Raw genomic sequence first — 24,549 nt, forward strand, 5'->3', positions numbered from 1 at the left:
ATAACCTTAAACATAACCTCCGTTTGATGCTGGAAATAGAATCTTACCAAATCTTCGCTGCTGTACATAATATGATGAAATGTTCAACTAAGAATGTATAGCCATAAAATTTAAGCCCTGATTTAAGTACTAACCAAAAGTCTCCAAAAACAAAACAACCTATTGGTAACGAGCAAAAAGTACCAATTTAACTATCTGTGCATCAACACGTTTACAATTAAGACATTCAATAACAGCAAGAAATACATCAACGCTTAAACACCCATATCCACACGTACTAAAAACAGTAAAGCATTAATACAACACACAATCACTTTCAAGACATCGTAATAATTATTTCTCATTAATTTTTCTGAAGTAAATCGTTATATAATTCTATATATTTCTCAAAACACTTATCCTTGTCGAAACACTCCTCCGCTCGCTTACGACAATCTTCGGAAGAAAGAGGATACTCTTTCATCTGGTGTATGGCATTAGCAAGAGACTCAACATTACCTTGTTCGACGACAACACCAGTCTTCTCATCTATAGCTTCGGGAGAACCACCTGTACGATAGGTGATGACAGGCGTTCCACAAGCCAAGGCTTCAAGATTGACTGTCGGGAAAGTATCAGCATATGTAGGGTTGATTAGCACATCTGACTCAGAGTAGAGTTGGACCAATTCCTGCACATTCTGTGTACGCTGGATACCACAGATACCAACAGGTAGGTTCTTCACCTGATCAATAGAGAGTCCCACCATCGTAATTTCAAACTCATCCAGTGGCAACATCTCACTCAATTTATAGATGTCCAGTTCTCCCTTGTATGGCAACCACACATTTGATACAGCAATGATACGGAACTTACCCACTTTACTTTTTTTTACAGCGGTAACCGAATGCTTAAATACCGTCAAGTCCACCCCGTTATGTATTACCTCCACGTGTTTCTCCTTCAAGAACGACTCCTTCACGAAGTTACCCATCCATTCTGAACAAGGCACAATGGTCAGGTTCTTACATCCATCAAAAAGCCCCTTCTTCAGGAGGAAGTTCTCGCGCGAACGATCCACAAACCTGTTCCGCTGCACACACTTGCCACACTCCTTTTTCCACTTCATGCAGTCCTGCTGCACAAAATGATAACAATGACCAGTAAATGCCCAACAGTCATGGAACGTCCATACTACCTGTATGTCCGTCTGGTTGAGATACTCGAACAAGATGCGATAATTCAGAAAGTGATCGTGAATGTTATGCAACTGCACCACATCGGGCTTTATCTCCACTATCTGGCGCACCAGAGTTTTGGTAGCACGAACCGAGCCACGTCCCTCCATATCCAGTAATCGGTTGTAGGCAAAGTGGATGTAACTATCCATCTTCTCTCCCACTTTAATCAGCTGACTCTCCGACGGATTCATCATTCGTCCGTAGGCGATATAACTCTTCCACCCCTTCTTCATGACCGACCGTCCGATAGCCTCCGCTATCTTTCCCGTCGAGCCCCAATTGGCAGTTACATTAATCTGTATAAGTGTTGGCATGATTGTTTAATTAGAAGTCAAAATCTGTTTGAACGATTTATTATGTTTAATTAAAAAATACCGCTTAATCCTTGATAGAGTAAAAGATATCGCTCCTCTACTCTTAGAACATTTACAGAATGCATCCGAGGCTAATATTGACTCGCGTAATACTTGATATTCTGAATCAGTCAAAACCCTATTGACGCCAAATAAATACTTTACATATCCGATTAACAGATTAATTTTTTGCTCGTCACGCTTCTGAACAGAGATATTACTCCCATGTTTACGCAAACGAAGAAGACGCTTAGTACAAATATATACATTACCTAAAGACGAAATTTTGCACCACAAATCATAATCCTCAGCCACATACATATTTTTATCATAGCCACCAACTACCTCAAAAGTTTTTTTCTTAAACAATACTACAGGATGAACAATTAAAGGAAACTCCAGTACTTTTGAAAGCATAATTCCTATTCTTGAAGTTAAAAATCTTGTTGTACCAATAGATATACCATCGCTATCAATAATAGAACATTGGGACGATACTAAAACGATATCTCTTTTTATTGCCTTAACTTGTTCCTCGAAACGATATGGCTCAGCAATATCATCTCCATCCATACGGGCAATCCAATCATACTTAGCTGCTCTCACGCCAGTATTAAGTGAATCAATCAAACCAGTATTGGGTTTATCAATGAGCACAATTCTGTCATCTTTAAATGACTTAATTATATTTAAAGTACTATCGGTAGATCCATCATTTACAATAATAAACTCGAAATAAGGATAAGTTTGATCAAGAATACTTTGAATAGCTTCTGCTATGTATTTTTCATCGTTGTACGTTGATAAAACAACAGACAAGAAAATAATCTCTGTCTTCATATGATAATTCTATATGTGGTACCATTCTTCTAAACAAGGATTGAAGTCTCGTCCATTTATCCATACGGAAGGACAAACTACATTTTTACCAGCATTGTTATTAAGCCAAGCCCCCCACCAACTAAAAGTACTATTAGCTATAATATTATGCTTGCATTGAGTCATCAGATACATATCCTTATAACTATCTTTACCGAAGTTGTGTTGGATGATTTCATAATCAACATTGAATTTCTCCATAAAGTACTTGCACCATTCTGGATCGTCTGAAAAAATGAAAAACTTTGAATCCTCTACACGAGAAATGATATACTCAATCGCTGACTTGTAATAAGATTCGTTACATATATTATACATCGATTGGCTTAGATAGTCCCCACGACGAATATGTAGAGAAACTGAGTTACAAACTTTCATCATATTTGCAACCATAAGGTTTTTTTGATCAATATTATGGAATGAAAACTGCGATATTATCTTTTTCTTGATGTTAAAAAAATATCTTTCGTCAATCCAGCACCCATCTATGTAGGGTTTATATGTTGTAAAGACATCATCGCAGAATCTGCTTTCGTCTTCTCTGAATAACAAGAACGGGGCTCTGTTACTTCTTATTAATCGCGTCCATAATACGGAGTACTTATTTATCTTGTTGTGGGATATATTTAAACCAAACGCATAGTCTAACATATAGCCGTTATGCATACGGTTAAATTCGTATAAACTAATGTCAATTTTTACTCGAATACCTTTCTCCCTCATAGAACAATACAAAGCATATTGAAACATCTGGTTCCCTAAACCGCCAGACATGATAATTGTTTGTTTCATTTTTTTAAGATTTCTATAAGTGTTTGTTTCCAACCATCCCAATCGGTCATCTTCCTGTAAAGTTGTTCAGCTCCTAGAGAGACTTTTTGATATAATGAATCGTTTTGGTTAAGTTCGTTAATCTGTATCCCCATAATTTCTGGAGTATCTGCTACAAATCCATTGATACCTGATTTTATAAGTTCCGGATGAATGCCTACATTGAAAGTTAAAATTGGTTTCTTAAGTCCTAAAACTTCAAGAAGTACAAATTCTGTTGTAGAAGGCCAAATAGAAAGATTGATAACACCACGGCTTGCAGCAATTATATCACCCAAGTTGGTTTTCCAAGTGCATTCGTTTCTCATTTCAAGGATACCATTATTGACATACGGCTGCAATCCGTAGTGTTGGAGCGCATAATCAATACTCTTCTGACTTGCATAAGCAGCCACAACCTTGATATCGGGATTGCAATGAGACAAAACATCCTTCAATAGATGAATTCCTTTATCAATTCGATTCTGAGCAACAAAAACAAAATAGTCACCCATTGTTGGCACGTATTTATTCAATTTGTCCCCATTGAAATAGAGTGGAATAGTATAACAATGATCACGTGGTATCCCGTATCTCTCATAGAAGCCTACTTGTTGCTGAGAGGAAGTAATAACAGCGTCAGCTTTAATCAATTCTTTCTGCAGACGATATCGGTTGACCGTTGCATTCAGTTTCTTTAAAAAGCCAGAAATACCTCGGTTGGTATCTCGTACGCAATGCTTGCATAAAGCATATTTGAACCCGTTGTCCAAACACTTGGTACAAAGTCCATTTTCATCATTAGCATAATAATTATAGCAGAAGAAATCCTGCATGAATATTTTGGAAATGACCTTTATGCCTCTTTTGCGAGCTATTGACCAAAAGATAATATTCTTGTTGGTAACAGAACCCAGAGTATATACAACATCAGGTCGAAAGTCATCCAACACTGCCTGATAATTCTTTTTGTATTTCTTTTGAATCCAGTTTGCAAAAAATGGACACTTGTATCTGAAGTATATTGGTGTGCCATCTTCTTCCTTTTGATTTTCGGTTACCTCATCAGAGTATACTGCTACGGTACACCCAATCTCTATCAAAAGCTTCTTCGCAATTTGGGCAACATAAGCTCCTGAGAAATCTCCAAAATATGCATCAGATATGAGTAGAATCCTTTTGTTTACGTTATTCATTTCTTATGGAATTTCGACAATAATGATGTAAAAAATGTCTTATTTGTAATATACAAAGCAGATACAAAAAATATTGAGAATAAGAAAAAATATACCCCATATTCGTAGAGATTGTGATAGTTCAGATTGAGGACGTAATGTACTACCACAAACGGCAAAATAACAAACATAGATTTGACAAACTCTGCAACAAGCATCTTAACATCCAATGATAAGTACTTGCCCATGAGCTTTAAATACCAAGATATGAACAATAGACTGATAGCCAATGTTGCGAGAGGAATAGCATAAATCTGTGTAGACTGAATTATCGCCAATAATATACCAACATAAACGATGGCACACAGTATATCCAATTTCGCAGATTTGTTGATCATACCACCCGTATATAGGATATTATTACAATAGACTCGAAACTGAAAAAGGATCTTTGCTAATACGATAACAAAGAGTAACCATGTACCACCATACTTATCAAGACCAACCCAATAGTTCATGACCGGTTCAGTAAAACAGATGGAGTACAAACCTACGATAGCCAAAGTTATGGCAAAGAACTGGGTCGTTGTGTGAAATACGTTATTTATCTTTTGTTTGTCACCAGATGACAATGTCAATGAAAACAACGCAAAGAACGACCCATTGGTTTGTGAAACGAACCCACATGCCACATAACACACTTTTGAGGTAAGATCATATACTGCCGCCAATGCTGGATTCATGAAGTGCGCGATGATAAAACTTTGCGAATTACCCATTAGCACTCCAGACAACTTAGATAAAAACGGATAAATACAATCTTTTGCAAGTAATTTACTCTCTGAAATGGAATAAACAGGAGTAGGAATACTCTCTTTCTTCCATTTACGAACAATCCATAACCCTTGGAATACTAAATTTGCAATTGCACGAACCAAGTAGCTCAAGGCGATAGACACAACACCAAAGCCTAAAAACAGAAAGGCAACAAGAAATGCTATTGCAATCAATCCTGTACATGTATTAATAACACCTACTGACTTAGTATCCTGCCAAACTTGAGGAAAAGCGCCAAATAGAGATACACATATAGCAACAGATGACGCTATCAATGCAATAATATATGCAACTCTTATCTCCGAAGATACACCGTCTTCTACATTAATCCAATCTGTAATAAAAGGTGATATACATAGTCCAAGAAAAATAATTAAAAGTGCAAGAACAATAGCAGTTACTATATTGGCACCCGCTAATCTTGCATACTTTTCATTGTTATTCGATCCTATTACTACTGCCATTTTCTGAGTAATGACACTGGAAAAGCCACTCTCCAATAATCCCAACATCGCTACCATATTACCAGTAGCAAGCCACGCTCCATAAGTAGATATCGACATATAACGAAAATATATCGGCACCATCACTATACCATTAATAATTACAATGATTGCATTGATGGAATTGAACAAGTAATTATATATCGATGCTTTGTATGTATTCATTTTTTATATTAACGCCATAAAGATGAAATACTCATGTTTCCCACAAATAACAGTAGAATATTTAACAAAACAAGTATAGACAATGAATATCTAAAATACCTATTAAAAACATCGTTTACTTGCGAAAAAAACCAAGGGAGTGTAAATAGCAAACCTTCGGATACATAGCCAATATGTAATTGTTTTGTTAAAAATCCAGAAAACATAATACCTAATCCCATTACAGTCATCGCATCCAAATCCTTAAAAGATATTCTTTTCCAATTAAATATGATACAAAATAAAAATCCTAATTGGAATATGCCCATCAAGTAATCTTGAAGTTGCCATGCAAATGCAGGATTTCGTTCGACCAACGTAGGAAAAAGAGTCCAAGGAAATGGTCCAATCATTCCAAAAATGATTTTAATCGGTAAAGCTATAAAAGACATAGTATTTATGTATCCAGAATTATACTCTGCACTGTTAACTTCTGATGTTATTCCTGAAATGTAATAAAAAACAAATATCCCAACCACAAATAACAGAAGTTTCATCGATGTACCCTTGACACGATTAATTTGCCCCCAAAAGGAGGATACACCAGCAATAAACAGATATACCGTGCGCTGAACAAATGCAAATGATCCATAGAGAATAAGTGAACCTACTTTTTCTATCATGTTGCGACTTAACATAGTAAGCACCACACCAACAGATATCAACGCTATTCCAAAAGGGTCACGCCAAACAGTACCACTTAGCAGGAAAGACGGAAAAAAAGCTGTCCACAAGCGAATCTTTTTCTCCGCATCTTCATTTACAGGATAGAAATTAAGATATAAACAAACAAGATTCATTGATGTCAATAAGCAACAAAACACATTCAGTGCAGAATAGTTCAACCACTTATTTCCGAGGTAATAGAAAGGCCATGATATAATATGCCATATTTCTGGATGGGTAACTTGAAACTCATCTGCTGTCATCCAATAGAAAACACCATAAGAATTTCTTGTATCATTCAACCGACTTACAGCATCATACACAGATAAATATTCATGCCAAAAGGCACCACTTGCATCACCATTAGTCGAGAAGTAAGTAGAGTCTACAAAATACAAATAATGTAACAAACCTATTAATATCTCAACAATAAAAACAATTGCATAAAAGCGAACATAGCGATTTTCTCCTAATACTAACTTGGCACTAACAATCGTAATAATAAAGAAGCACAAGATTGACATCAGATAACTACCTATGGTTGAAGCGATTCCAAACGAGCCCAAAGCAATCGGCAGCAAGGCAAATAGTGCAAAAACAACAGTTAATTTGGTTAGATATTTACAAAATGAAGTATTGTACATATTAAAAATCAATACTGTGAAATAGCGTCAATTATGCTAAAAGAGGCCTCAAAGCCTATCGCTTCTCTTAACTTTTTGCCATCAAGTGCAAGATACTTCATACCTACGTCAGCACGCTGAACACTACCGAAGCAACCTTCCGGAACTTCTTTGCCCATGACATGATGAATAATGGTGACAATCTCCTTAACAGTAAGGGTTTCCTTGCCCTCAATGTTGTAGAGACCTGAAGGTAAGTTCTTCTCAAATGCCTCAGCCAACATACGAGGAACTTCGTTCACATGCACATATTGGCGAGTCTGATCTCCAGCAGTGAAACGGATTTCTTCACCATTGCGGATAGCATTGATAACATAAGGGATCAAGCGTTTAGGATTCTCACCTGTACCATAGATTGTTGGGATATAGAAGTGCCAATGGGTGAAGTTGTGCTTGTATGATGCTACGAACCTACTCAGCATACGCTTACTGACCGTATAATCATTAGGTACAGGACAAGTTGAGGTTAGTACGTCCTCTTCTGTAAACAAACGTTCCTCTTTGGTTTCTCCCATCTCAAACACACTACCAAAAGTCACAAAGCAACCCTTGTATTCAAGCTCCTTCAACTTATTGCAGATAGCTATAGGAGCAGTTACATTCAAGTTGTAAATGAGATTGAAACCTTCTTTCAAATTAGCCTGAATACCTGCACCAATCGTATAAATGATAATATCTGAGTTCATGAGACCAGAACAATCCAACTCAACATCCATAAGGTTTACCTTATAGAAATTATCATACTCGTGTCTTAAAGGTGCATCAAGACCATACACATCAAGCTTCCACCCCACTTGATTTGCATATTTAGCGATAGTTGCTGAAAGGAAACCATTTGTTCCCAAAATTGATATTTTCATTTTCTTATATTTAATACCTATAAGATCCAACTAAAGTATACGCTCTTTCATTTATCCTAAGAATTTCTCAATTTCCTCTACACAAAGATCATATACATTTTCTGTCTTATAACGTTTGTACCAGTCAGTGGTCAGTATTGCTGTCTGCTTCGCATTGAGACGAGGATACCACCCGAGGCGAGTTTTGACCTTGTTGATATTAAGCATCAAGAGATTTGCCTCATGGAGTGCATTAGAATTCGACACATCCTTAAGTTCGCCAAAGCCGAAGTTCTCAATGATGGCAATTGCTACCTCCCATACGGTCAACACGCTCTCCTGCTCAGGACCGAAGTTCCAGCCTTCGCAATACTCGGTTGGGTTATTCCACATCTTCTGAGCAAGCAGCATGTAGCCAGAGAGAGGTTCCAAGACATGTTCCCAAGGACGTACAGCCTTTGGCGAACGAATATCGATAACCTTGGTGGTTTCAAGCGCACGAATACAGTCTGGAATGATACGATCCTTTGCCCAATCACCACCACCAATTACGTTTCCTGCACGAACAGAAGCGAGCGAAACAGTATGTTTCTTACCATAGTCTTCCGGATTAAAGAACGAACGACGCCAGCTCTGGATAGCTACCTCACAGGCACCCTTCGAAGAAGAGTAAGGATCGTAACCACCAAATGGATCTGTTTCCACATAACCCTCTAACTGTTCACAGTTATCGTAACATTTGTCGGTAGTAACCATCACGCCAACCTTCACACTTTTAGTGGCACGAATGGCTTCCATGATGTGGACGGTGCCCATCACATTCACTTCATAAGTCTCCACAGGAATCTCGTACGAGAGACGAACAAGTGGTTGTGCTGCAAGATGGAATACAATCTCTGGCTGATACTCAACAAAGATCTGCTTCATCTTCTCACCATCGCGAATGTCGGCACGAATGTCAGCCTTGATTTTGTTGCCAATGCCAGAGAGCACAAAGTTATCGCGCTCAGAATATGGGTCAAGACCTACACCTACTACTTCAGCTCCGAGTTCATGGAGCCAAATGCAAAGCCAAGAACCTTTGAAACCAGTATGACCAGTAACGAGCACTTTCTTGCCTTTGAATAAACCGTTATATATATCAATCATAATTGTACTTTGTTATTCAATTGTGTATATTATTGTATCCTTTGGATCGTAGAGTTTATCAGTATAAGCCAAGAGGATAAAATTTTTATCGCTATTGTTCACCACTACATGAGCCACATTATTAGGAATGAAAACTGTGATAGCCTTTTCCAAAGACATCTCAATATCCAATCGTTCGTGAGTCTCCATATCCTCCAATTTGAGGATAGCCACCCCCTCAATGATAGTGAACCACTCGACAGCCTCAGGATGGTAGTGACCACCCTTTGTCTGCTTTGGTTTACCCATGGTGAGATAAACTTCTCCAGTGTGAGAAGGAATGCCTTCTTCTGTACCAGTGATGGCTTTCAAAAACCAACCTCTATCATCAGCTATCAATCGACGTTGGATGACATGAACTTTATCAATCTGAGCCATAGTATTAGATATCACCTGTTACTTTACGAGCTTCAATTGAAGGCACCTGACGATCCCAACGCTTCCAAGGTGCTTTATCCTGAGCCAAGAGATTCTCAAGCATATTCTTCTCACGAATATTGTCCATACACTGCCAAAATCCTTCATGGATGTAAGACATCAACTCACCTTTATTTGCGAGTTCTACGAGAGCAGTCTTTTCAAATACACATAAATCCCTATCAAGGAAATCAAAAACCTCAGGTTGGAGTACCATGTAACCAGCATTAATAGGAGCTCCATCGGAAGCGCTCTTCTCTCGGAAAGAACGTACAGAGTTGTTCTCACTAATATCCAACACACCTTTATCTTGAGCCATCTTGACTGCTGTCAGAGTTGCCAGTTTGCCATGACTCTTATGGAACTCAATGAGCTTGTCAATCTCCACATCGCAAACGCCATCGCCATAGGTCATGAGGAAAGGTTCATTACCTACATACTTCTGTATGCGTTTAATGCGACTACCTGTCATCGTGTTGTAGCCAGTATCAACTACCGTTACCTTCCAAGGTTCCATGTTCGTTTGGTGAACAGCCATCTCGTTCTTACCATTGCGGTAATCAAAGGTAACATCTGAGTTGTGCAGAAAGTAGTTAGCAAACCACTCCTTGATATACTCCTGCTTATAACCAGCGCAGATGATAAACTCTGTATGACCATAGTAGGCATACTCTTTCATGATGTGCCATAGGATAGGCATTCCGCCAATTTCAATCATTGGCTTTGGTTTAAACTGAGATTCCTCAGAGATACGGGAACCGAAGCCTCCAGCGAGAAGAACGACTTTCATATTGTTGAGTTTTGAATTATCCTTAAAAAACATGTATCACAACGAATGGAGTTATATCATGTGCGGAACAATCATTGAACCAAATATCCGCACGCTTTATGGAAATTGTTAACTATTTACTCGTATTGATTTTAAATGGAGAAGCATGTATGGTATCGAACCATAAGCATTAGCTCCGCCCGTGCACTAAGTACTCAATTTAGAGTATCTCCTTTGTATAGACATTTTTACGAGTGCCTATATATTGAGTTGTTAAAGATTTGACCTATTTGTTAACCATTGGCATATTGCCAATCCGATTTTATCTAAATACAGGCTGAAAAAAATCTCCGCAACTATTAAATATTTTAGTAAAAAACTTACCTAAATACTCCCAGACAGACCGTCCTTGCATCTTCACCGTACTGACGATACTGTGGTAGGTAACCGCCATCTCCCCCTCCCTTTCGTACCGCCGAAGAGAAGCATCGCGTTGCTCTGGGTAATCAAAGGGCGAGTATGTAAAAAGTCGTATTATATGACGGCCACGAAACATTACGATGAACAAGTTACCGTCATTCGGCTAACGATGAAGCTGCTCACGGATGACGGACAACACATGACTGTGCTTGCAACACATATCGGTAAACTCACGTAAGTAATAGAAACGATTTATTCTTGTGACACTCAACATAAGCTCTCCAACTTCTCTATCAGAGCCTTCAGCTACTGATAGCTTACATTCTTCCGGATTATATGAAGACCATTGGTCACGCGCAACTCCACGAGTATACGAACGGAAGAAGTCTTTGCTTCCGTCGATGATGGTTCTTGTGAATGCCTTTCCTCCTTCGGCTTTTCTTGAGACGAGGATGGAAAGCCATCCACCTTTATTTCCACTAGCTTGTTGCGCATATCCTTGTACCATTTGTAGAAGATGTTGTAAAGTACTTTGTTACGTGAACAGAACTGTTCTACAGAGATAACCTTAAACATAACCTCCGTTTGATGCTGGAAATAGAATCTTACCAAATCTTCGCTGCTGTACATAATATGATAAAATGTTCAACTGAGAATGTATAGCCATAAAATTTAAGCCCTGATTTAAGTACTAACCAAAAGTCTCCAATTTCCACCTGCAATATAAAAAGTATGTCGCAAACATTCAGTTCTCATGAGCATTTCAAAAAACGGGAGAAAAGATTCTTCAAGCTTTTACGCTTTCTGTTATGGTTATGACTCTCGTTTCCATAACCATAGCCATAACCGTAACCATAACCATAACCATAGCCATAACCATAACCATAGCCTTTATGGTCTGAAGGAACACCATTCAATATCACAGACATATTACGAAGTTGCTCCTGACGATACATATTCTCCAATTCCGGCAACTGACGACGATCCATCACACCCGAACGGACTACGAAAATGGTAAGATCGGCTACACGATTGACAATAGAAGCATCGGCAACCATACCGGCAGGAACATTGTCAACAATAATATAATCATAACGTTTACGAAGTTCTGCTATCAGACGATCAAAACGTTCGCTCAACAACAATTCGGCTGGATTGGGAGGAACAGGACCGGAGAAGATGACATCCAATTTATCATACTCCTCACTCCTACCAACGATATCGTCTAACTTATCCGTACCTCCCGAAAGATAATGCGTCAATCCCATACGGTTGGAGGAATTAGAAAAAATACCGCTCAAGGTACCTTTACGGATATCAACATCAACCAAAACAACCTTTTTGTTCGTTTGGGCAATACTCATAGCGAGGTTACTTGAAACAAAAGTCTTACCTGCCCCAGGATTCGCAGAAGTAAACATGACCACCTGTAACTTTTCAGACTTCACACGCATAAAGTCCATGTTTGTACGGATGATACGGAAAGCCTCGGAGACAGAATCACGACTGTTCTCACGGACAACAATACCATCCGAATCCTCACCCTTATTATTACCGTGACGGGGAATATTGCCTAAGAAAGGAATAGTTAAAACTTCATCCAACTCCTTACGGGTACGGACTTTGGTATCCGTCACATTCAACAACCAAAATACACCTATAGGAATAGCTAATCCTAAAACAATGGAAGCCAAGAAAATTGCCATTGTTTTAGGCGCTACCGGAGCACTGCTACCCGAGGCGGAATCTATGATACGGCCATTACTCTCCGTAATGGCCTGTGTCAAGGCATTCTCCTCACGCTTATTCAACAAGTAAAGATAAAGCTCCTCCTTGATCTTCTGCTGACGTTCCACTGTAAGCACATATTTTTGCTGGGCAGGCACGGCCTCAATGCGCTTCGTGGTCTGTACTTCCTGTTCACGAATGTTTTTCAATTGAATATTCAACCCGACAATCAGATTATCCACCGAACGGATAATCGTCTGCTTCATAGCACCTAAAGAATTGTTCAAATCCATCACAATCGGATTTTTACTGCTACTGCCTACCACCAGTTTATCACGTTTCAAAAGAATATCATTGTATTCCTTGATCTGGGATTCGACACTGTTATCCGATATACCGGTATTGGCAGGAATCAGATCCGAACTCTTTTGAGGATCCGTCAAATACTCTTTAATATATTTGGCAATACTCAACTGGTTCTCCAGACTAAGTCCCTCCTGCTGATAACGACTCGTATTGGCAAGATACATACCCGTCTCGGAAGTGATGTCCGTCAACAGATTCTCGCGTTTAAAACTTTCAATATTGGCATCCACACTACCCAATTCACGTTCGATGATAATCAGACGTTCATTAATGAATTTGGAGGTATTTACCGCTATCTGGTTCTTGTCATTGATCACATCCTCATTATAGACGGCAATAAGCATGTTCAGAATATCTTCTGCACGGGCAGTGGATACATCATCCAAAACCAAGTTGATAATAGTTGTTGTTTTACCGGCAAGAGAAACTTTCAACCTGCCGCGATACCCTTCGATGACACCCTCCAAATTGGATTTGACCACATTTACGGGCTTACCATAAAAGACATCCGTATAATATAACGTAGGAGTGATAACCATCGGACCGATCGGAGTAGAAACCGTATCATTCAGATGTACATCCAAAACTTCTTCCGAACGGACTCCCCCACCGCCTACAGCCAAAGAAAAGTCAGAAAGACGTACCGTAACAGAATCGACAGGGGTAACTACTACTTTTATAACCTGACGCTCCTCCGCCTCAGGAAAAGAAACCGTTACCGGAGCATGGGTGTAAAGTTCATCATTACGCAGGCCATTCTTCACCTTATAACTCATATCCAAATGCAAACGGCGGGCAACTTCTTCCATCAAATGACGGGATTGAAAGACAAGTACTTCATTATCCACATTACGCTTACCACCCAAAAGAGAAAGGTCAGAAAAAGCCGCCGACTCACTCATACCACCACCTTTGGAATCATCGCGGATAAGAACGGATGCCATACGGCTGTATACCTTGGAAGAAGATTTTAAATAAAAGAAAGCTACCCCACCACAGACCAGAACAGAAAGTACAAACCAGTACCAGTTAGCCAATACAAGATGGAAGATATCGCTGATATTAATTTCAGACTCCTGCTTACGGGCATCGTTGTTTTTATATTCAGTATTCATTGTTCTTTTTATATCCGGATTATTTAAACATGGTTACCATTAAAGAAGCTACGGAAGCCAATACCGAAACAGCAGACAGCCAAACACCTACAGAATTATTGGAGTTAATACGACTCTGTCCTGTCTTCGCCTTGTTAGGTTCTACATACACGATATCATTCTGCTGCAAATAGTAACAGGGAGACTGAAAAATATCAGAAGAACGAAGATCATGATAAAGAATACGACGTTTACCGTCTTTTTCACGAATAACAGCCACACGGTCACGACGGCCATAAATAGTCAAATCACCTGCCATACTCAAAGCTTCCAATAGCGTTATTCTATCACCGGAAATATCAAATGTACCCGGACGAGCCACTTCACCCATTACAGAAACTTTAAAATTCAGAAACTGAACGGTGACAATAGGATCCTTTATCAAATCCTCATTCATTAATTTCTGTTTTATCAATTCCGTCACCTGCATGCGCGTCAGTCCTTCTACATGAAGCCTGCCTAAGATGGGAAAATCAATATCACCATTCTGGTCGACAAGATAACCTAATACACGCTGTTGTCCCAAATTTTGATTTCCAATTTGGAAACTTATCAACGGCATATTAAACGGCAACGCCAGTTCCGGATCTTTACTGTTCACTAAAATAGCCAATAAATCATCCTTATGAATGATTACCTCATAATTCTTATCGATAGTTTCTTCTTTCAAAGAAGTAATATCCTGCAAGTAAAGTACCTCTTTCGGAGCAGAACAAGATGCCAACAAAGCGGTCAATCCTAACAATAAATAATATTTTAATTGCATATTCATTAAATTACTTTTTTTATTTTCCTTTGTTTTAATTAATCACCTTATCCCAGTTATTCCTCTATCTCTTCCCACGGATAGGGATTTGCCTCCATACTATCCAGTAAACCGGCTATTTCCTGCTCTTCAGTAGTCAACTCTCTCCCACCCCAACTTTTCAGAATATCATGGGCTTCACGAGACAAAGCGTCATCATACACTTCCCCATAACAATAAGTCAGCAGGCGAAGCTTCTGTAAAGAAACAGGCAGATGCGGCAGAACCTTCCAACAACAATCAAGGACCTGCTGAATATGTTCCTGCTTATTGCTATCACCGTATATAGTGGCATTATACCCCATTAATAGAGCCAGACAAACTTCCGCATCCTCTTCCGGCATAAGAGAGCCTGCTGTATTCCAAAGAGAATACAAGGTATCGCTAAGAGTGAGAACCGTACGATTTTGTCTGCAAAAATCATCAGAATAGAGAGATGCGTCTTCCTCAAAAAACAGTAATTGGTGGGCCAAACGCTGAAGCTCCAAAGCTTTCGTTGTGAATGATTCCATTATAATAATTTGATATTTTTATTCGATTGGTTTCAAATAACTTTTGGGTATTTTGATATTGGCGGTCAAAACACCCTGAATATGAATAATGACATAAGTTTTATTGGCTTCAATACCGACCTTACCTTCGATACCAGCAAATTCACCTTTCACGACTTTTACTTTACTGCCGACAACAAGAGCGCTATTATCAAAACTGACGCCGTCGGGAGAAAGATCCAATACAAAACGGAAGTCATCCATCTGCTTGTCCGGAACAACAAGCATGTTGCCGGTAAAGAGATCTTTCATATAAAAAAGCGGGATACTATACTGATTAGCCAGATCAATAGCTGTCTGCTTGGTACACTGTATAAAGATTAAATTTTTAATAAGAGGTATTTCTACCTTTTTTCGGCGATATTTCAGCTGCCTGACTACAATTCGAGTGGGAAGATAGTATTCTACATCAAGCACATTTTCTGTCCTCAATTTTTCAATCCAACTGCGAACTAAAAATTCTTGTTTATCTCTAACACGAGCAGCAAACCATTTCTTTTGTATATCAGACACTTATTATAGTTTAGTAAAAGATTAAAACCAGGATTTTGGGTGCGCTTCGCAGTTTGAACGAGACATTTTTCTCTATCAAACCGTAACTAATTCCGAAATATTTTTTATTGAACGAAACAATGATAAAACTGAAAAAGTGTTTCAATAGACGTTCGTTTAATTGAACACCTTTTTTGAAGGTATTTTATAAATAGGTATTTGTTAAATATATACATTGAAAATCTCAGTTCTATTTTCTTAATATACGTCTATTTAACAGTCGGATAAAAATAACATAGCACACAAATTATCAATTTATACAATAATGAATTTCTCCTTATTATAATACCTTTTAAAATTGTGTTCAATTAAACGAACGTCTATTGAAACACTTTTTTATTTCATCATATCACATTGTACTTCAATTGAATACTACTCCAAACATTATCTTTTCATTATATTCTCCCCCATTCATTTATCTTTATTCAAATTACTTTATTACTTTTGACGTTTTTAAATATTTTAACCATTAACAAAACAAGAACAGAGATCATGAACAAAAAAGAAAGACAAAAGGATGTAATGAAAACACTTCTGAAAGCAAGTCAACAAAACCGTTAAACACTAATAACCAAATTATTAATGAGCACAAACAGAAAGATAACAAAGAAGAGATAAAAGGTATTATTTCCAACCACGAAGACGTCATCAGATATTTAATTTCCATTTATCATCAAGGAAGTATGGGTAGAAATATCAAGACATCGCAAGCCTCACTTGCACGATTTATAGCAAAGACGGAAATACTGGGATACATTGTGGACGGGAAGTACAAGCCACTAAATATCAGCTCCATTACAAACTACATCTCCACCATCATAAACGAAGACAGGAAAGTTAAAAAAAAGGCAAAGGAATAAAGAAAAAAACGAATGAAAAAAGACAGGCATTTTCTTAATCCGTTTCAGAGACGGACAGACGTATCTTTGCCACCGCCTAAAGCTGCATAGACGCAGCAAGGTATTCATCATTAAAAATTATATCATGAAAAATTTAACAAGGACGGTATCAGAGAGCGAAGCCATGAAACGGAAATGGGAAAAACGTATTATGCAGGAAAAGAACTATTCCGAAAATACCGCCAAATGGATGGCACAACATCTGGAAGCCCTATTGGACTACATGCAATACGGACATGCCGTCATCGCATTCTACAAACAAAACGGGAAGTTCAAATTCGTGAAAGCTACGCTAAGGTATTATGAAGCGGAATTTCACAAAAAATATAATCCCGCAAACGTGGAAGCCGCAGTAGTCTATTGGGATATAGATGAACAGGGATGGAGAACATTTCAAATGGAGAATTTTCTGGAATGGAGGGTAATGGGATAAGATGTTATGGCAATAGAATATATCGGAATCAATTACTTTCCGTTACTGACGGGATTTTTCCATTGCGACAAAATAGAACTGCTCACAGCAATATTCGGGATAAAAGGGCCGTATGCGGTGATCATGTTATTGTGCAAGATTTATACGGACGGATATTATATCCCTTGGGGAAAAGAACAGTGCATGATTTTTGCAAGAAAATTAGGACCGGAATACGACAAGGAAACTATGGGAGATATCGTAAATATGCTTGTGGAAAAAGAATTTTTCGACAAGGAGAGTTACGAAAAATATGAAATTCTGACTTCAACGGAAATCCAGAAGGTGTGGATGGAAGCTACAAGCCGGAGAAAGAGGGATTTAGCCAAGCTCCCGTACCTACTGATAGAGTGTACAGACAGCAAAAGCAACAACAAAAACAACAGCAAAAATGAATGCAAAAAACAGGACGATGCAGACAATATGCAAACAGAAATGAAGCTGAACACGGAAAATGCAGACAGTGTGCAGACAGAAACGGAGTTGAATGCAGAAAATGCAGACATTTTCCGACAAAGTAAAGTAAAGCAAAGTAAAGCAGAGAAAAGTAAAGAACTTCCCCCCTCTAATCCCCCCACGGGGGAGAAGGATGGATATGAGGATAATTATGCACTCCTGCCCTTGCCCCCGGACTATACACTCGATGAACATACGCACAACTACTACGGACTGTTAGAGAACCTCAAATTGCACAAAGTGAAGGAGATCGCAGAAATTACAGCCATACTGAGACTGTCCGATTACGGCAGGAAAGGAACAGCCATATGGAAACTATTGGCAAAAACACACTGGAACAAAATTGAAGCACCGGGAAAATATATCATAAAAGTGCTTAGAAGTTCCTGATGGTCAAAAGCACAAAAATACCGGAAAAAGGCGTGCCGGAAAAAGAACAAACGGGACACAACCGATAATCGGCTATTCCGGCACGCCCATTTAAGTTGCCAAATCAGCAAGTATCAGTCAAGACTCCTTGTCATCCCGGCAAAACACATTGTTTTACCATCAGTTATCAGAAAACACATAAACCACTGTATATCAACGTATCATATAAAAGAAATCAGAAGTAAGAAAAGCAATATTTCTCTTGACAAGAAATTAATATTAACATCCTGTTAAATACTATCTTTTGTGATCAAAGAATGCATTCTTTTATACTCAAGATATGTATATCTTACACAGCAAAGACATACATCACGAAATCTTCATTAACATTGTTAAATTTACTAACGGGGGAAAAGCCTATCTTCTCATATATCCCCTACAGCATTTCCGCCAACTTCCAGGCTTGTATATGGCGTATACCTTCTTTTGACGGCAGCATCGTTTTGTCAAGAGATACCACCCACTTTTCATAATTATCCTGTATCGACTCCAGCGAAGCATACGAAGCCTGCATAGCTACCTCATTCTCCAAAGTAGAAACACACTGAATATAGATAATGCGATCGTCCTTGCGAGCCATAAAATCAATCACCTTATTGCGGTGTACACCTACATTAACCCGATATCCGGCGTGCTTCAATTCAAGACAGACATGATTCCTGAACTTCACCTCCCGTTCGCGGACAAAGAAAGGATAAAGATAATGCATAAAAGCCCAATCGTTGATATAGTAACGACAAGTGCCTAATACCACCTCTTTCGTGCGAACCTGGCAACGCTCCACGCGGTGGATAAGAAAAACATCTTCCAGATAACTGATATAATTGGCAATGGTATCGTAACTCGTCTTCCGTTTCTGCGCAGTGAAATGAGAAACGAGATTGGTGACCGATACCAACCCGGACAAATGCTCCACCAGATAAATAAGCGTATCTTCAAAAAGACGGGGATCTTTAATGCGGTAGCGCTTTACGACATCACGAAACAACGCGGTATCTTTGAGAGAGGAAACATAATTCCACTTTGACTCTTCCGACGGAAAAGCTGAAAGACGGGGCAAACCTCCCTGTTCCATATATGAAGCATAACTCTTATCCGAAACTTCTTCCGACTCCTTTTCGATATATTCGGCATAACTGAAAGGAAAGACCTCAAAACTGACATAGTGCCGGTCCGGGATTCCTTCGGTATCGCAAGGAATCATTCTTCTGTTCGAACCACTGATAAACAGTTCGCAACTATTGACGTAATCTTGTGAATGTGCACGGACAAACTCCTCCCAACCATCGATATTCTGTATTTCTTCAATGAATATATAGATCTTCCCCACGGGATGAAGCCGCTCACGATAGACGGAAAGAAGTTCTTCAAGCCCTTCACGTCCGGAAATGAACCCGGAATCGGTAAACGACCGGCTGATATACAACACGTTTCGCGCCGATACTCCTTCATCCAGCAAATGTACCATAATCTGACGCAACAAATAAGACTTGCCTGCACCACGCTGTCCGAACAACACCTTTATCAACTTGTTACCTATGTAGCCAAAGATACGGTTGGTATAGCTCTTACGGGCAAATCCTGTATCCGGAAACCGTCCGTCCCAATAATTGGAAAGAGTCAATTCATTAAAAGAATCATTCATATCAGAAAATATCTATATTAACAAATAATTATTCAAATAAAAATAAATATTACGAATTGTATAATAGAATATTCATTTATATCCGAATAATATTCAGCAAATATATATTTTTTCTATCAAATCTAAAAGATTAATCTTAAAATTAATTTTCTATCCGAAAGAAAAGCCCGAATATTGCATCGGAATAATATCACAAATCAATAAACAATTATCTATCATGAAGAAAGCTCTTATTTCGGGAATCACCGGACAGGACGGTTCATTCCTCGCGGAATTTTTATTGCAAAAAGGTTATGAAGTACACGGAATCCTCCGCCGTTCTTCTTCATTCAATACCGGACGTATCGAACATCTCTATTTTGACGAATGGGTGCGCGACATGAAACAGAAACGTACGATCAATCTGCATTATGCCGATATGACGGATTCAAGTTCACTGATACGCGTGATTCAGATGGTGCAGCCCGATGAAATATACAACCTCGCCGCCCAAAGTCACGTAAAAGTTTCTTTCGATGTTCCTGAATATACGGCAGAAGCGGATGCCATCGGTACACTGCGTATGCTCGAAGCGGTGCGTATTTTAGGTTTGGAAAAGAAAACGCGTATCTATCAGGCTTCTACATCCGAGCTATATGGCAAGGTACAGGAAGTACCCCAGAGCGAAACGACTCCTTTCTATCCGCGCAGCCCTTATGCAGTGGCCAAACAGTACGGTTTCTGGATTACCAAGAACTATCGTGAAAGCTACGGTATGTTTGCCGTAAACGGTATCCTCTTCAATCATGAAAGCGAACGCCGTGGTGAAACATTCGTAACCCGTAAAATCACATTTGCCGCCGCACGCATCGTGCAAGGCGAGCAAGACAAGCTTTATTTAGGAAACCTGGATGCCCGCCGCGACTGGGGATATGCCAAGGACTATGTGGAGTGCATGTGGCTCATCCTGCAACACGACGTTCCGGAAGATTTCGTTATCGCTACCGGAGAGATGCATACCGTACGTGAATTCTGTACGCTTGCTTTCGCCGAAGCCGGCATCAACCTGCGCTGGGAAGGCAAAGGACTGGACGAAAAAGGAATCGACACAGCTACCGGAAAGGTATTGGTAGAGGTTGATCCGAAATATTTCCGTCCGGCAGAAGTAGAACAGTTGTTGGGAAACCCCACCAAAGCAAAAACCGTATTGGGATGGGATCCTTGCAAAACTCCATTCCCGGAATTGGTGAAAATCATGGTGCGCCACGATATGAAGAAAGTACAAAAAATGATTGCAACTAAACAGGAATAAAACCGATGGATAAAAATGCAAAGATATATATAGCAGGACATCGCGGCCTCGTGGGTTCTGCTATCTGGAAAAACCTGCAAGAGAAAGGATACACCAACCTTGTAGGCCGTACTCACAAAGAGCTCGATCTGCTGGACGGAGCAGCCGTTCGCCGCTTCTTTGATGAAGAACAACCGGAATATGTATTTCTGGCTGCTGCTTTCGTAGGCGGTATCATGGCCAATAGCATCTATCGTGCCGATTTTATCTACAAAAACTTGCAAATACAGCAGAACGTGATCGGCGAAAGCTTCCGTCACCAAGTGAAAAAACTGCTTTTCTTAGGAAGCACCTGCATCTATCCGCGCGATGCGGAACAACCGATGAAAGAGGATGTGTTGCTGACTTCGCCATTGGAATATACCAATGAACCGTATGCCATCGCCAAGATCGCAGGACTGAAAATGTGTGAAAGCTTCAACCTGCAATACGGAACAAACTATATTGCCGTAATGCCCACCAACTTATACGGCCCGAACGATAACTTCGATCTGGAACGCAGCCACGTATTGCCCGCTATGATTCGCAAAATACATCTGGCTCACTGCCTGAAAGAAGATAACTGGGAGGCTGTCCGGAAAGACATGAATCTGCGCCCCGTAGAGGGTATCAGCGGAGAAAACTCCAAAGAAGAGATACTAACGATTCTGAAAAAGTACGGTATCAGCAATACGGAAGTATTATTGTGGGGAACCGGAACACCGCTACGCGAATTTCTTTGGAGCGAAGAAATGGCAGATGCCAGCGTATTCGTGATGGAACATATAGACTTCAAAGATACCTATCAGGAAGGAAGCAAAGATATCCGTAACTGCCACATCAACATCGGTACCGGCAAAGAAATAAGTATCCGTAACCTTGCCGAACTGATCGTAGAAACCGTAGGCTACAAAGGGAAACTCACCTTTGACAGTACTAAACCCGACGGAACCATGCGTAAACTTACCGACCCTTCCAAGCTGCACCAATTAGGGTGGCACCATAAAATAGAAATAGAGGAAGGGGTACGGAGGATGTATGAATGGTACTTGTTTAGTTGAAAATTGAAAGTCTTAATTTAGTTGAAAGGTGAAAGTTGAAAGTTGAAAATTAAAAGGCCTGTTTAGTTGAAAAATGAAAGTCTTAATTTAAAAGTTGATAGGCTGCATACAACGTTACAACAAATAGCGCAGCCCAACTTTCAACTCTCAACTTTCAACTTTCAACTAAATCAAGACTTTCAACTAAATCAAGACTTTCAATTTTCACCTTTCAACTAAATAAGTTTTCTATTCTCAATATAATAGCTATATTTGCACAATTTAATCTCAAATGTGCAATAAACAATGGAACAAAGTTTTATAGCTTACATTGAAAACAGTATCAAGAATAACTGGGATCTGGATGCCTTGACAGACTACAAAGGAGCCACCCTACAGTATAAAGACGTAGCCCGCAAAATCGAAAAGTTGCATATCATTTTCGAAGAAAGCGGCATTCGTAAAGGAGATAAAATAGCCGTCTGCGGGCGGAACAGTTCCCATTGGGGAGTCACCTTTCTTGCTACTTTGACTTACGGCGCAGTAATTGTCCCCATCTTACATGAGTTCAAAGCCGATAATGTACACAACATCGTCAATCACTCCGAAGCCAGATTACTCTTTGTCGGCGACATGGTATGGGAGAATCTGAACGAATCGGCCATGCCACTGTTAGAGGGTATTCTGATGATGAACGATTTCACCTTATTGGTGTCGCGCAGCCAAAAACTGACACATGCCCGTGAGCATCTCAATGAACTGTTCGGAAAGAAATATCCGAAAAATTTCCGGAAAGAACACGTGGAATACCGGAAAGACCAGCCCGAAGAGTTGGCAGTCATCAACTATACATCGGGGACTACAAGTTATTCGAAAGGGGTAATGCTCCCCTACCGCAGCCTGTGGTCGAATACAAAATTCGGTTTTGAAGTATTATCCCTGAAACCGGGTGACAGAATCGTTTCTATGTTGCCTATGGCACATATGTACGGACTGGCGTTCGAATTCTTATACGAGTTCGCCGTGGGTTGCCAGATTTACTTCCTTACCCGCATGCCGAGCCCCAAAATAATTTTCCAGGCTTTTGCCGAAGTAAAACCCAACTTAGTGGTAGCCGTACCGCTTATCATTGAAAAAATCATCAAGAAAAATATCCTGCCGAAACTGGAAACCCCGACCATGAAACTGTTGTTGAAAGTACCTATCATCAATGACAAGATCAAAGCAACCGTACGCGAGCAAATGATACAGGCTTTCGGTGGAAATTTCGAAGAGATAATCGTAGGTGGCGCCGCTTTCAATCAGGAAGTGGAGCAATTCCTCAAAATGATCGATTTCCCCTACACCGTGGGATATGGTATGACGGAATGCGGCCCGATCATCTGCTACGAAGATTGGAAACGTTTCAAGCCGGGATCATGCGGTAAAGCCGCACCACGCATGGACGTACAGGTTCTCTCATCAGACCCGGAAAATATACCGGGAGAGATTGTCTGCAAAGGACCGAACGTAATGTTGGGATATTATAAGAATGAAGAGGCTACGGAACAGGTTGTCGACAAAGACGGCTGGCTGCACACAGGTGACCTTGCCTTGAAAGATGCCGAAGGAAATATCACGATCAAAGGACGCAGCAAGAACATGCTATTAGGGCCGAGTGGTCAGAACATCTATCCGGAAGAAATTGAAGATAAGTTGAATAACCTGCCTTATGTATCGGAAAGTATCATCGTGCAGCAAAACGACAAACTCGTCGGACTGGTTTATCCGGACTTTGACGAAGCCTTTGCGCATGGATTGAAGAACGAAGACATGGAGCGTGTGATGGAAGAAAACCGGGTGGCGCTGAACGCGATGCTGCCGGCTTACAGTCAGATTTCAAAAATGAAAATATATCCGGAAGAGTTCGAAAAAACTCCGAAGAAATCGATCAAGAGATTCCTGTACCAAGAGGCTAAAGGATAAATAATTGATCAATGTGCCAATGTGCTAATGTGCCAATTAAAGAATGTGCTAATTAAATAATGGAGGGAATTGAATAATGTGTTAATGCGCTGATTACCATTCAGAATAATAGCACAGTTAATTGGCACATTGATATATTGGTGCATCGACGCATTGGCACATTGATGCATTACCTCATTGGCACATTGGCATATTGGCACATTGAAACATTATTA

22 protein-coding genes are annotated in these 24,549 nt (G+C 39.7%); 6 read left to right on the forward strand and 16 right to left on the reverse strand.

What is annotated here, in order from left to right:
* Positions 1-343: 343 nt before the first annotated feature.
* The 15 genes from HMPREF1532_RS00005 to HMPREF1532_RS00075 all read right to left on the reverse strand — a co-directional run bounded on the left by HMPREF1532_RS00005 (position 344) and on the right by HMPREF1532_RS00075 (position 16,080).
* Positions 344-1,534, reverse strand: a complete 1,191-nt coding sequence (locus HMPREF1532_RS00005; RefSeq protein ID WP_005923038.1) for a glycosyltransferase — start codon at positions 1,532-1,534, stop codon at positions 344-346.
* A 6-nt stretch (positions 1,535-1,540) separates the two neighbouring features.
* On the reverse strand, positions 1,541-2,413 hold the full coding sequence (locus HMPREF1532_RS20500) for a glycosyltransferase (RefSeq protein WP_005923042.1): 873 nt from the start codon (positions 2,411-2,413) through the stop codon (positions 1,541-1,543).
* A 9-nt stretch (positions 2,414-2,422) separates the two neighbouring features.
* A complete protein-coding gene (locus tag HMPREF1532_RS00015; RefSeq protein WP_005923045.1) occupies positions 2,423-3,244 on the reverse strand; it encodes an alpha-1,2-fucosyltransferase in 822 nt (273 codons plus the stop codon).
* Complete coding sequence (locus HMPREF1532_RS00020) at positions 3,241-4,458, reverse strand: glycosyltransferase family 4 protein (RefSeq protein WP_005923048.1); 1,218 nt, start codon at positions 4,456-4,458, stop codon at positions 3,241-3,243. Before HMPREF1532_RS00020 ends, HMPREF1532_RS00015 begins: the two co-directional genes overlap by 4 nt.
* Positions 4,455-5,942, reverse strand: a complete 1,488-nt coding sequence (locus HMPREF1532_RS00025) for a lipopolysaccharide biosynthesis protein (protein WP_005923051.1) — start codon at positions 5,940-5,942, stop codon at positions 4,455-4,457. The genes HMPREF1532_RS00020 and HMPREF1532_RS00025 overlap by 4 nt, the downstream gene beginning before the upstream one ends.
* Before the next feature lie 8 nt (positions 5,943-5,950).
* Positions 5,951-7,291, reverse strand: a complete 1,341-nt coding sequence (locus HMPREF1532_RS00030) for a hypothetical protein (protein ID WP_005923054.1) — start codon at positions 7,289-7,291, stop codon at positions 5,951-5,953.
* Positions 7,292-7,299: 8 nt separating this feature from the next.
* Entirely contained in the window at positions 7,300-8,190 is an 891-nt protein-coding gene (locus HMPREF1532_RS00035) for an NAD-dependent epimerase/dehydratase family protein (protein ID WP_005923064.1), read from the reverse strand.
* A gap of 51 nt (positions 8,191-8,241) precedes the next feature.
* Entirely contained in the window at positions 8,242-9,318 is a 1,077-nt protein-coding gene (gene rfbG / locus HMPREF1532_RS00040) for a CDP-glucose 4,6-dehydratase (protein ID WP_005923067.1), read from the reverse strand.
* Positions 9,319-9,330: 12 nt separating this feature from the next.
* Positions 9,331-9,735, reverse strand: coding sequence for a polysaccharide biosynthesis C-terminal domain-containing protein (locus HMPREF1532_RS00045; protein WP_005923069.1), 405 nt, complete (start codon positions 9,733-9,735; stop codon positions 9,331-9,333).
* 4 nt (positions 9,736-9,739) lie between these two features.
* A complete protein-coding gene (rfbF, locus tag HMPREF1532_RS00050; protein ID WP_005923071.1) occupies positions 9,740-10,564 on the reverse strand; it encodes a glucose-1-phosphate cytidylyltransferase in 825 nt (274 codons plus the stop codon).
* Between the two features lie 562 nt (positions 10,565-11,126).
* Positions 11,127-11,471 carry a hypothetical protein gene (locus tag HMPREF1532_RS21175; protein ID WP_005923073.1) on the reverse strand — a complete coding sequence of 115 codons (345 nt, stop codon included), beginning with the start codon at positions 11,469-11,471 and terminating at the stop codon, positions 11,127-11,129.
* 244 nt (positions 11,472-11,715) lie between these two features.
* Positions 11,716-14,172 carry a GumC family protein gene (locus HMPREF1532_RS00060; RefSeq protein ID WP_005923075.1) on the reverse strand — a complete coding sequence of 819 codons (2,457 nt, stop codon included), beginning with the start codon at positions 14,170-14,172 and terminating at the stop codon, positions 11,716-11,718.
* Positions 14,173-14,191: 19 nt separating this feature from the next.
* On the reverse strand, positions 14,192-14,983 hold the full coding sequence (locus HMPREF1532_RS00065) for a polysaccharide biosynthesis/export family protein (protein WP_005923077.1): 792 nt from the start codon (positions 14,981-14,983) through the stop codon (positions 14,192-14,194).
* A gap of 50 nt (positions 14,984-15,033) precedes the next feature.
* Entirely contained in the window at positions 15,034-15,528 is a 495-nt protein-coding gene (locus tag HMPREF1532_RS00070; RefSeq protein ID WP_005923079.1) for a UpxZ family transcription anti-terminator antagonist, read from the reverse strand.
* Positions 15,529-15,546: 18 nt separating this feature from the next.
* A complete protein-coding gene (locus HMPREF1532_RS00075) occupies positions 15,547-16,080 on the reverse strand; it encodes a UpxY family transcription antiterminator (protein ID WP_005923082.1) in 534 nt (177 codons plus the stop codon).
* A 722-nt stretch (positions 16,081-16,802) separates the two neighbouring features.
* Here HMPREF1532_RS00075 and HMPREF1532_RS21425 point away from each other — a divergent pair.
* The 3 genes from HMPREF1532_RS21425 to HMPREF1532_RS00085 all read left to right on the forward strand — a co-directional run bounded on the left by HMPREF1532_RS21425 (position 16,803) and on the right by HMPREF1532_RS00085 (position 18,336).
* Complete coding sequence (locus HMPREF1532_RS21425; RefSeq protein ID WP_167556074.1) at positions 16,803-16,979, forward strand: hypothetical protein; 177 nt, start codon at positions 16,803-16,805, stop codon at positions 16,977-16,979.
* 124 nt (positions 16,980-17,103) lie between these two features.
* Positions 17,104-17,451: an SH3 beta-barrel fold-containing protein gene (locus HMPREF1532_RS00080; RefSeq protein WP_005923085.1), complete on the forward strand. Its 348-nt coding sequence runs from the start codon at positions 17,104-17,106 to the stop codon at positions 17,449-17,451.
* 6 nt (positions 17,452-17,457) lie between these two features.
* Positions 17,458-18,336, forward strand: coding sequence for a DUF4373 domain-containing protein (locus tag HMPREF1532_RS00085; protein WP_005923089.1), 879 nt, complete (start codon positions 17,458-17,460; stop codon positions 18,334-18,336).
* A 415-nt stretch (positions 18,337-18,751) separates the two neighbouring features.
* On the opposite strand, the gene HMPREF1532_RS00090 is transcribed toward HMPREF1532_RS00085, so the two are convergent.
* Positions 18,752-20,020, reverse strand: coding sequence for an ATP-binding protein (locus tag HMPREF1532_RS00090; protein ID WP_005923092.1), 1,269 nt, complete (start codon positions 20,018-20,020; stop codon positions 18,752-18,754).
* Positions 20,021-20,237: 217 nt separating this feature from the next.
* Here HMPREF1532_RS00090 and gmd point away from each other — a divergent pair, with 217 nt between their 5' ends.
* The 3 genes from gmd (at position 20,238) to HMPREF1532_RS00105 (ending at position 24,334) form a co-directional block, all read left to right on the forward strand.
* Complete coding sequence (gene gmd, locus HMPREF1532_RS00095) at positions 20,238-21,311, forward strand: GDP-mannose 4,6-dehydratase (protein WP_005923095.1); 1,074 nt, start codon at positions 20,238-20,240, stop codon at positions 21,309-21,311.
* Between the two features lie 5 nt (positions 21,312-21,316).
* Positions 21,317-22,390, forward strand: coding sequence for a GDP-L-fucose synthase family protein (locus HMPREF1532_RS00100; RefSeq protein ID WP_005923098.1), 1,074 nt, complete (start codon positions 21,317-21,319; stop codon positions 22,388-22,390).
* A 285-nt stretch (positions 22,391-22,675) separates the two neighbouring features.
* Complete coding sequence (locus tag HMPREF1532_RS00105) at positions 22,676-24,334, forward strand: AMP-binding protein (RefSeq protein ID WP_005923101.1); 1,659 nt, start codon at positions 22,676-22,678, stop codon at positions 24,332-24,334.
* Positions 24,335-24,549: the final 215 nt, after the last annotated feature.

The organism is Bacteroides salyersiae WAL 10018 = DSM 18765 = JCM 12988 (assembly GCF_000381365.1).
GTDB lineage: Bacteria > Bacteroidota > Bacteroidia > Bacteroidales > Bacteroidaceae > Bacteroides > Bacteroides salyersiae.

Coding starts and splice junctions, on each gene's coding strand:
- HMPREF1532_RS00045 (WP_005923069.1), bottom strand. CDS start 9,735: ATGGCTCAGATTGATAAAGTTCATGTCATCCAACGTCGATTGATAGCT.
- HMPREF1532_RS00065 (WP_005923077.1), bottom strand. CDS start 14,983: ATGAATATGCAATTAAAATATTATTTATTGTTAGGATTGACCGCTTTG.
- rfbG (WP_005923067.1), bottom strand. CDS start 9,318: ATGATTGATATATATAACGGTTTATTCAAAGGCAAGAAAGTGCTCGTT.
- HMPREF1532_RS21175 (WP_005923073.1), bottom strand. CDS start 11,471: ATGGTACAAGGATATGCGCAACAAGCTAGTGGAAATAAAGGTGGATGG.
- HMPREF1532_RS00060 (WP_005923075.1), bottom strand. CDS start 14,172: ATGAATACTGAATATAAAAACAACGATGCCCGTAAGCAGGAGTCTGAA.
- HMPREF1532_RS00035 (WP_005923064.1), bottom strand. CDS start 8,190: ATGAAAATATCAATTTTGGGAACAAATGGTTTCCTTTCAGCAACTATC.
- HMPREF1532_RS00020 (WP_005923048.1), bottom strand. CDS start 4,458: ATGAATAACGTAAACAAAAGGATTCTACTCATATCTGATGCATATTTT.
- gmd (WP_005923095.1), top strand. CDS start 20,238: ATGAAGAAAGCTCTTATTTCGGGAATCACCGGACAGGACGGTTCATTC.
- HMPREF1532_RS00090 (WP_005923092.1), bottom strand. CDS start 20,020: ATGAATGATTCTTTTAATGAATTGACTCTTTCCAATTATTGGGACGGA.
- HMPREF1532_RS00105 (WP_005923101.1), top strand. CDS start 22,676: ATGGAACAAAGTTTTATAGCTTACATTGAAAACAGTATCAAGAATAAC.
- HMPREF1532_RS21425 (WP_167556074.1), top strand. CDS start 16,803: ATGGGTAGAAATATCAAGACATCGCAAGCCTCACTTGCACGATTTATA.
- HMPREF1532_RS00025 (WP_005923051.1), bottom strand. CDS start 5,942: ATGAATACATACAAAGCATCGATATATAATTACTTGTTCAATTCCATC.
- HMPREF1532_RS00005 (WP_005923038.1), bottom strand. CDS start 1,534: ATGCCAACACTTATACAGATTAATGTAACTGCCAATTGGGGCTCGACG.
- HMPREF1532_RS20500 (WP_005923042.1), bottom strand. CDS start 2,413: ATGAAGACAGAGATTATTTTCTTGTCTGTTGTTTTATCAACGTACAAC.
- HMPREF1532_RS00070 (WP_005923079.1), bottom strand. CDS start 15,528: ATGGAATCATTCACAACGAAAGCTTTGGAGCTTCAGCGTTTGGCCCAC.
- rfbF (WP_005923071.1), bottom strand. CDS start 10,564: ATGAAAGTCGTTCTTCTCGCTGGAGGCTTCGGTTCCCGTATCTCTGAG.
- HMPREF1532_RS00080 (WP_005923085.1), top strand. CDS start 17,104: ATGAAAAATTTAACAAGGACGGTATCAGAGAGCGAAGCCATGAAACGG.
- HMPREF1532_RS00015 (WP_005923045.1), bottom strand. CDS start 3,244: ATGAAACAAACAATTATCATGTCTGGCGGTTTAGGGAACCAGATGTTT.
- HMPREF1532_RS00100 (WP_005923098.1), top strand. CDS start 21,317: ATGGATAAAAATGCAAAGATATATATAGCAGGACATCGCGGCCTCGTG.
- HMPREF1532_RS00030 (WP_005923054.1), bottom strand. CDS start 7,291: ATGTACAATACTTCATTTTGTAAATATCTAACCAAATTAACTGTTGTT.
- HMPREF1532_RS00085 (WP_005923089.1), top strand. CDS start 17,458: ATGGCAATAGAATATATCGGAATCAATTACTTTCCGTTACTGACGGGA.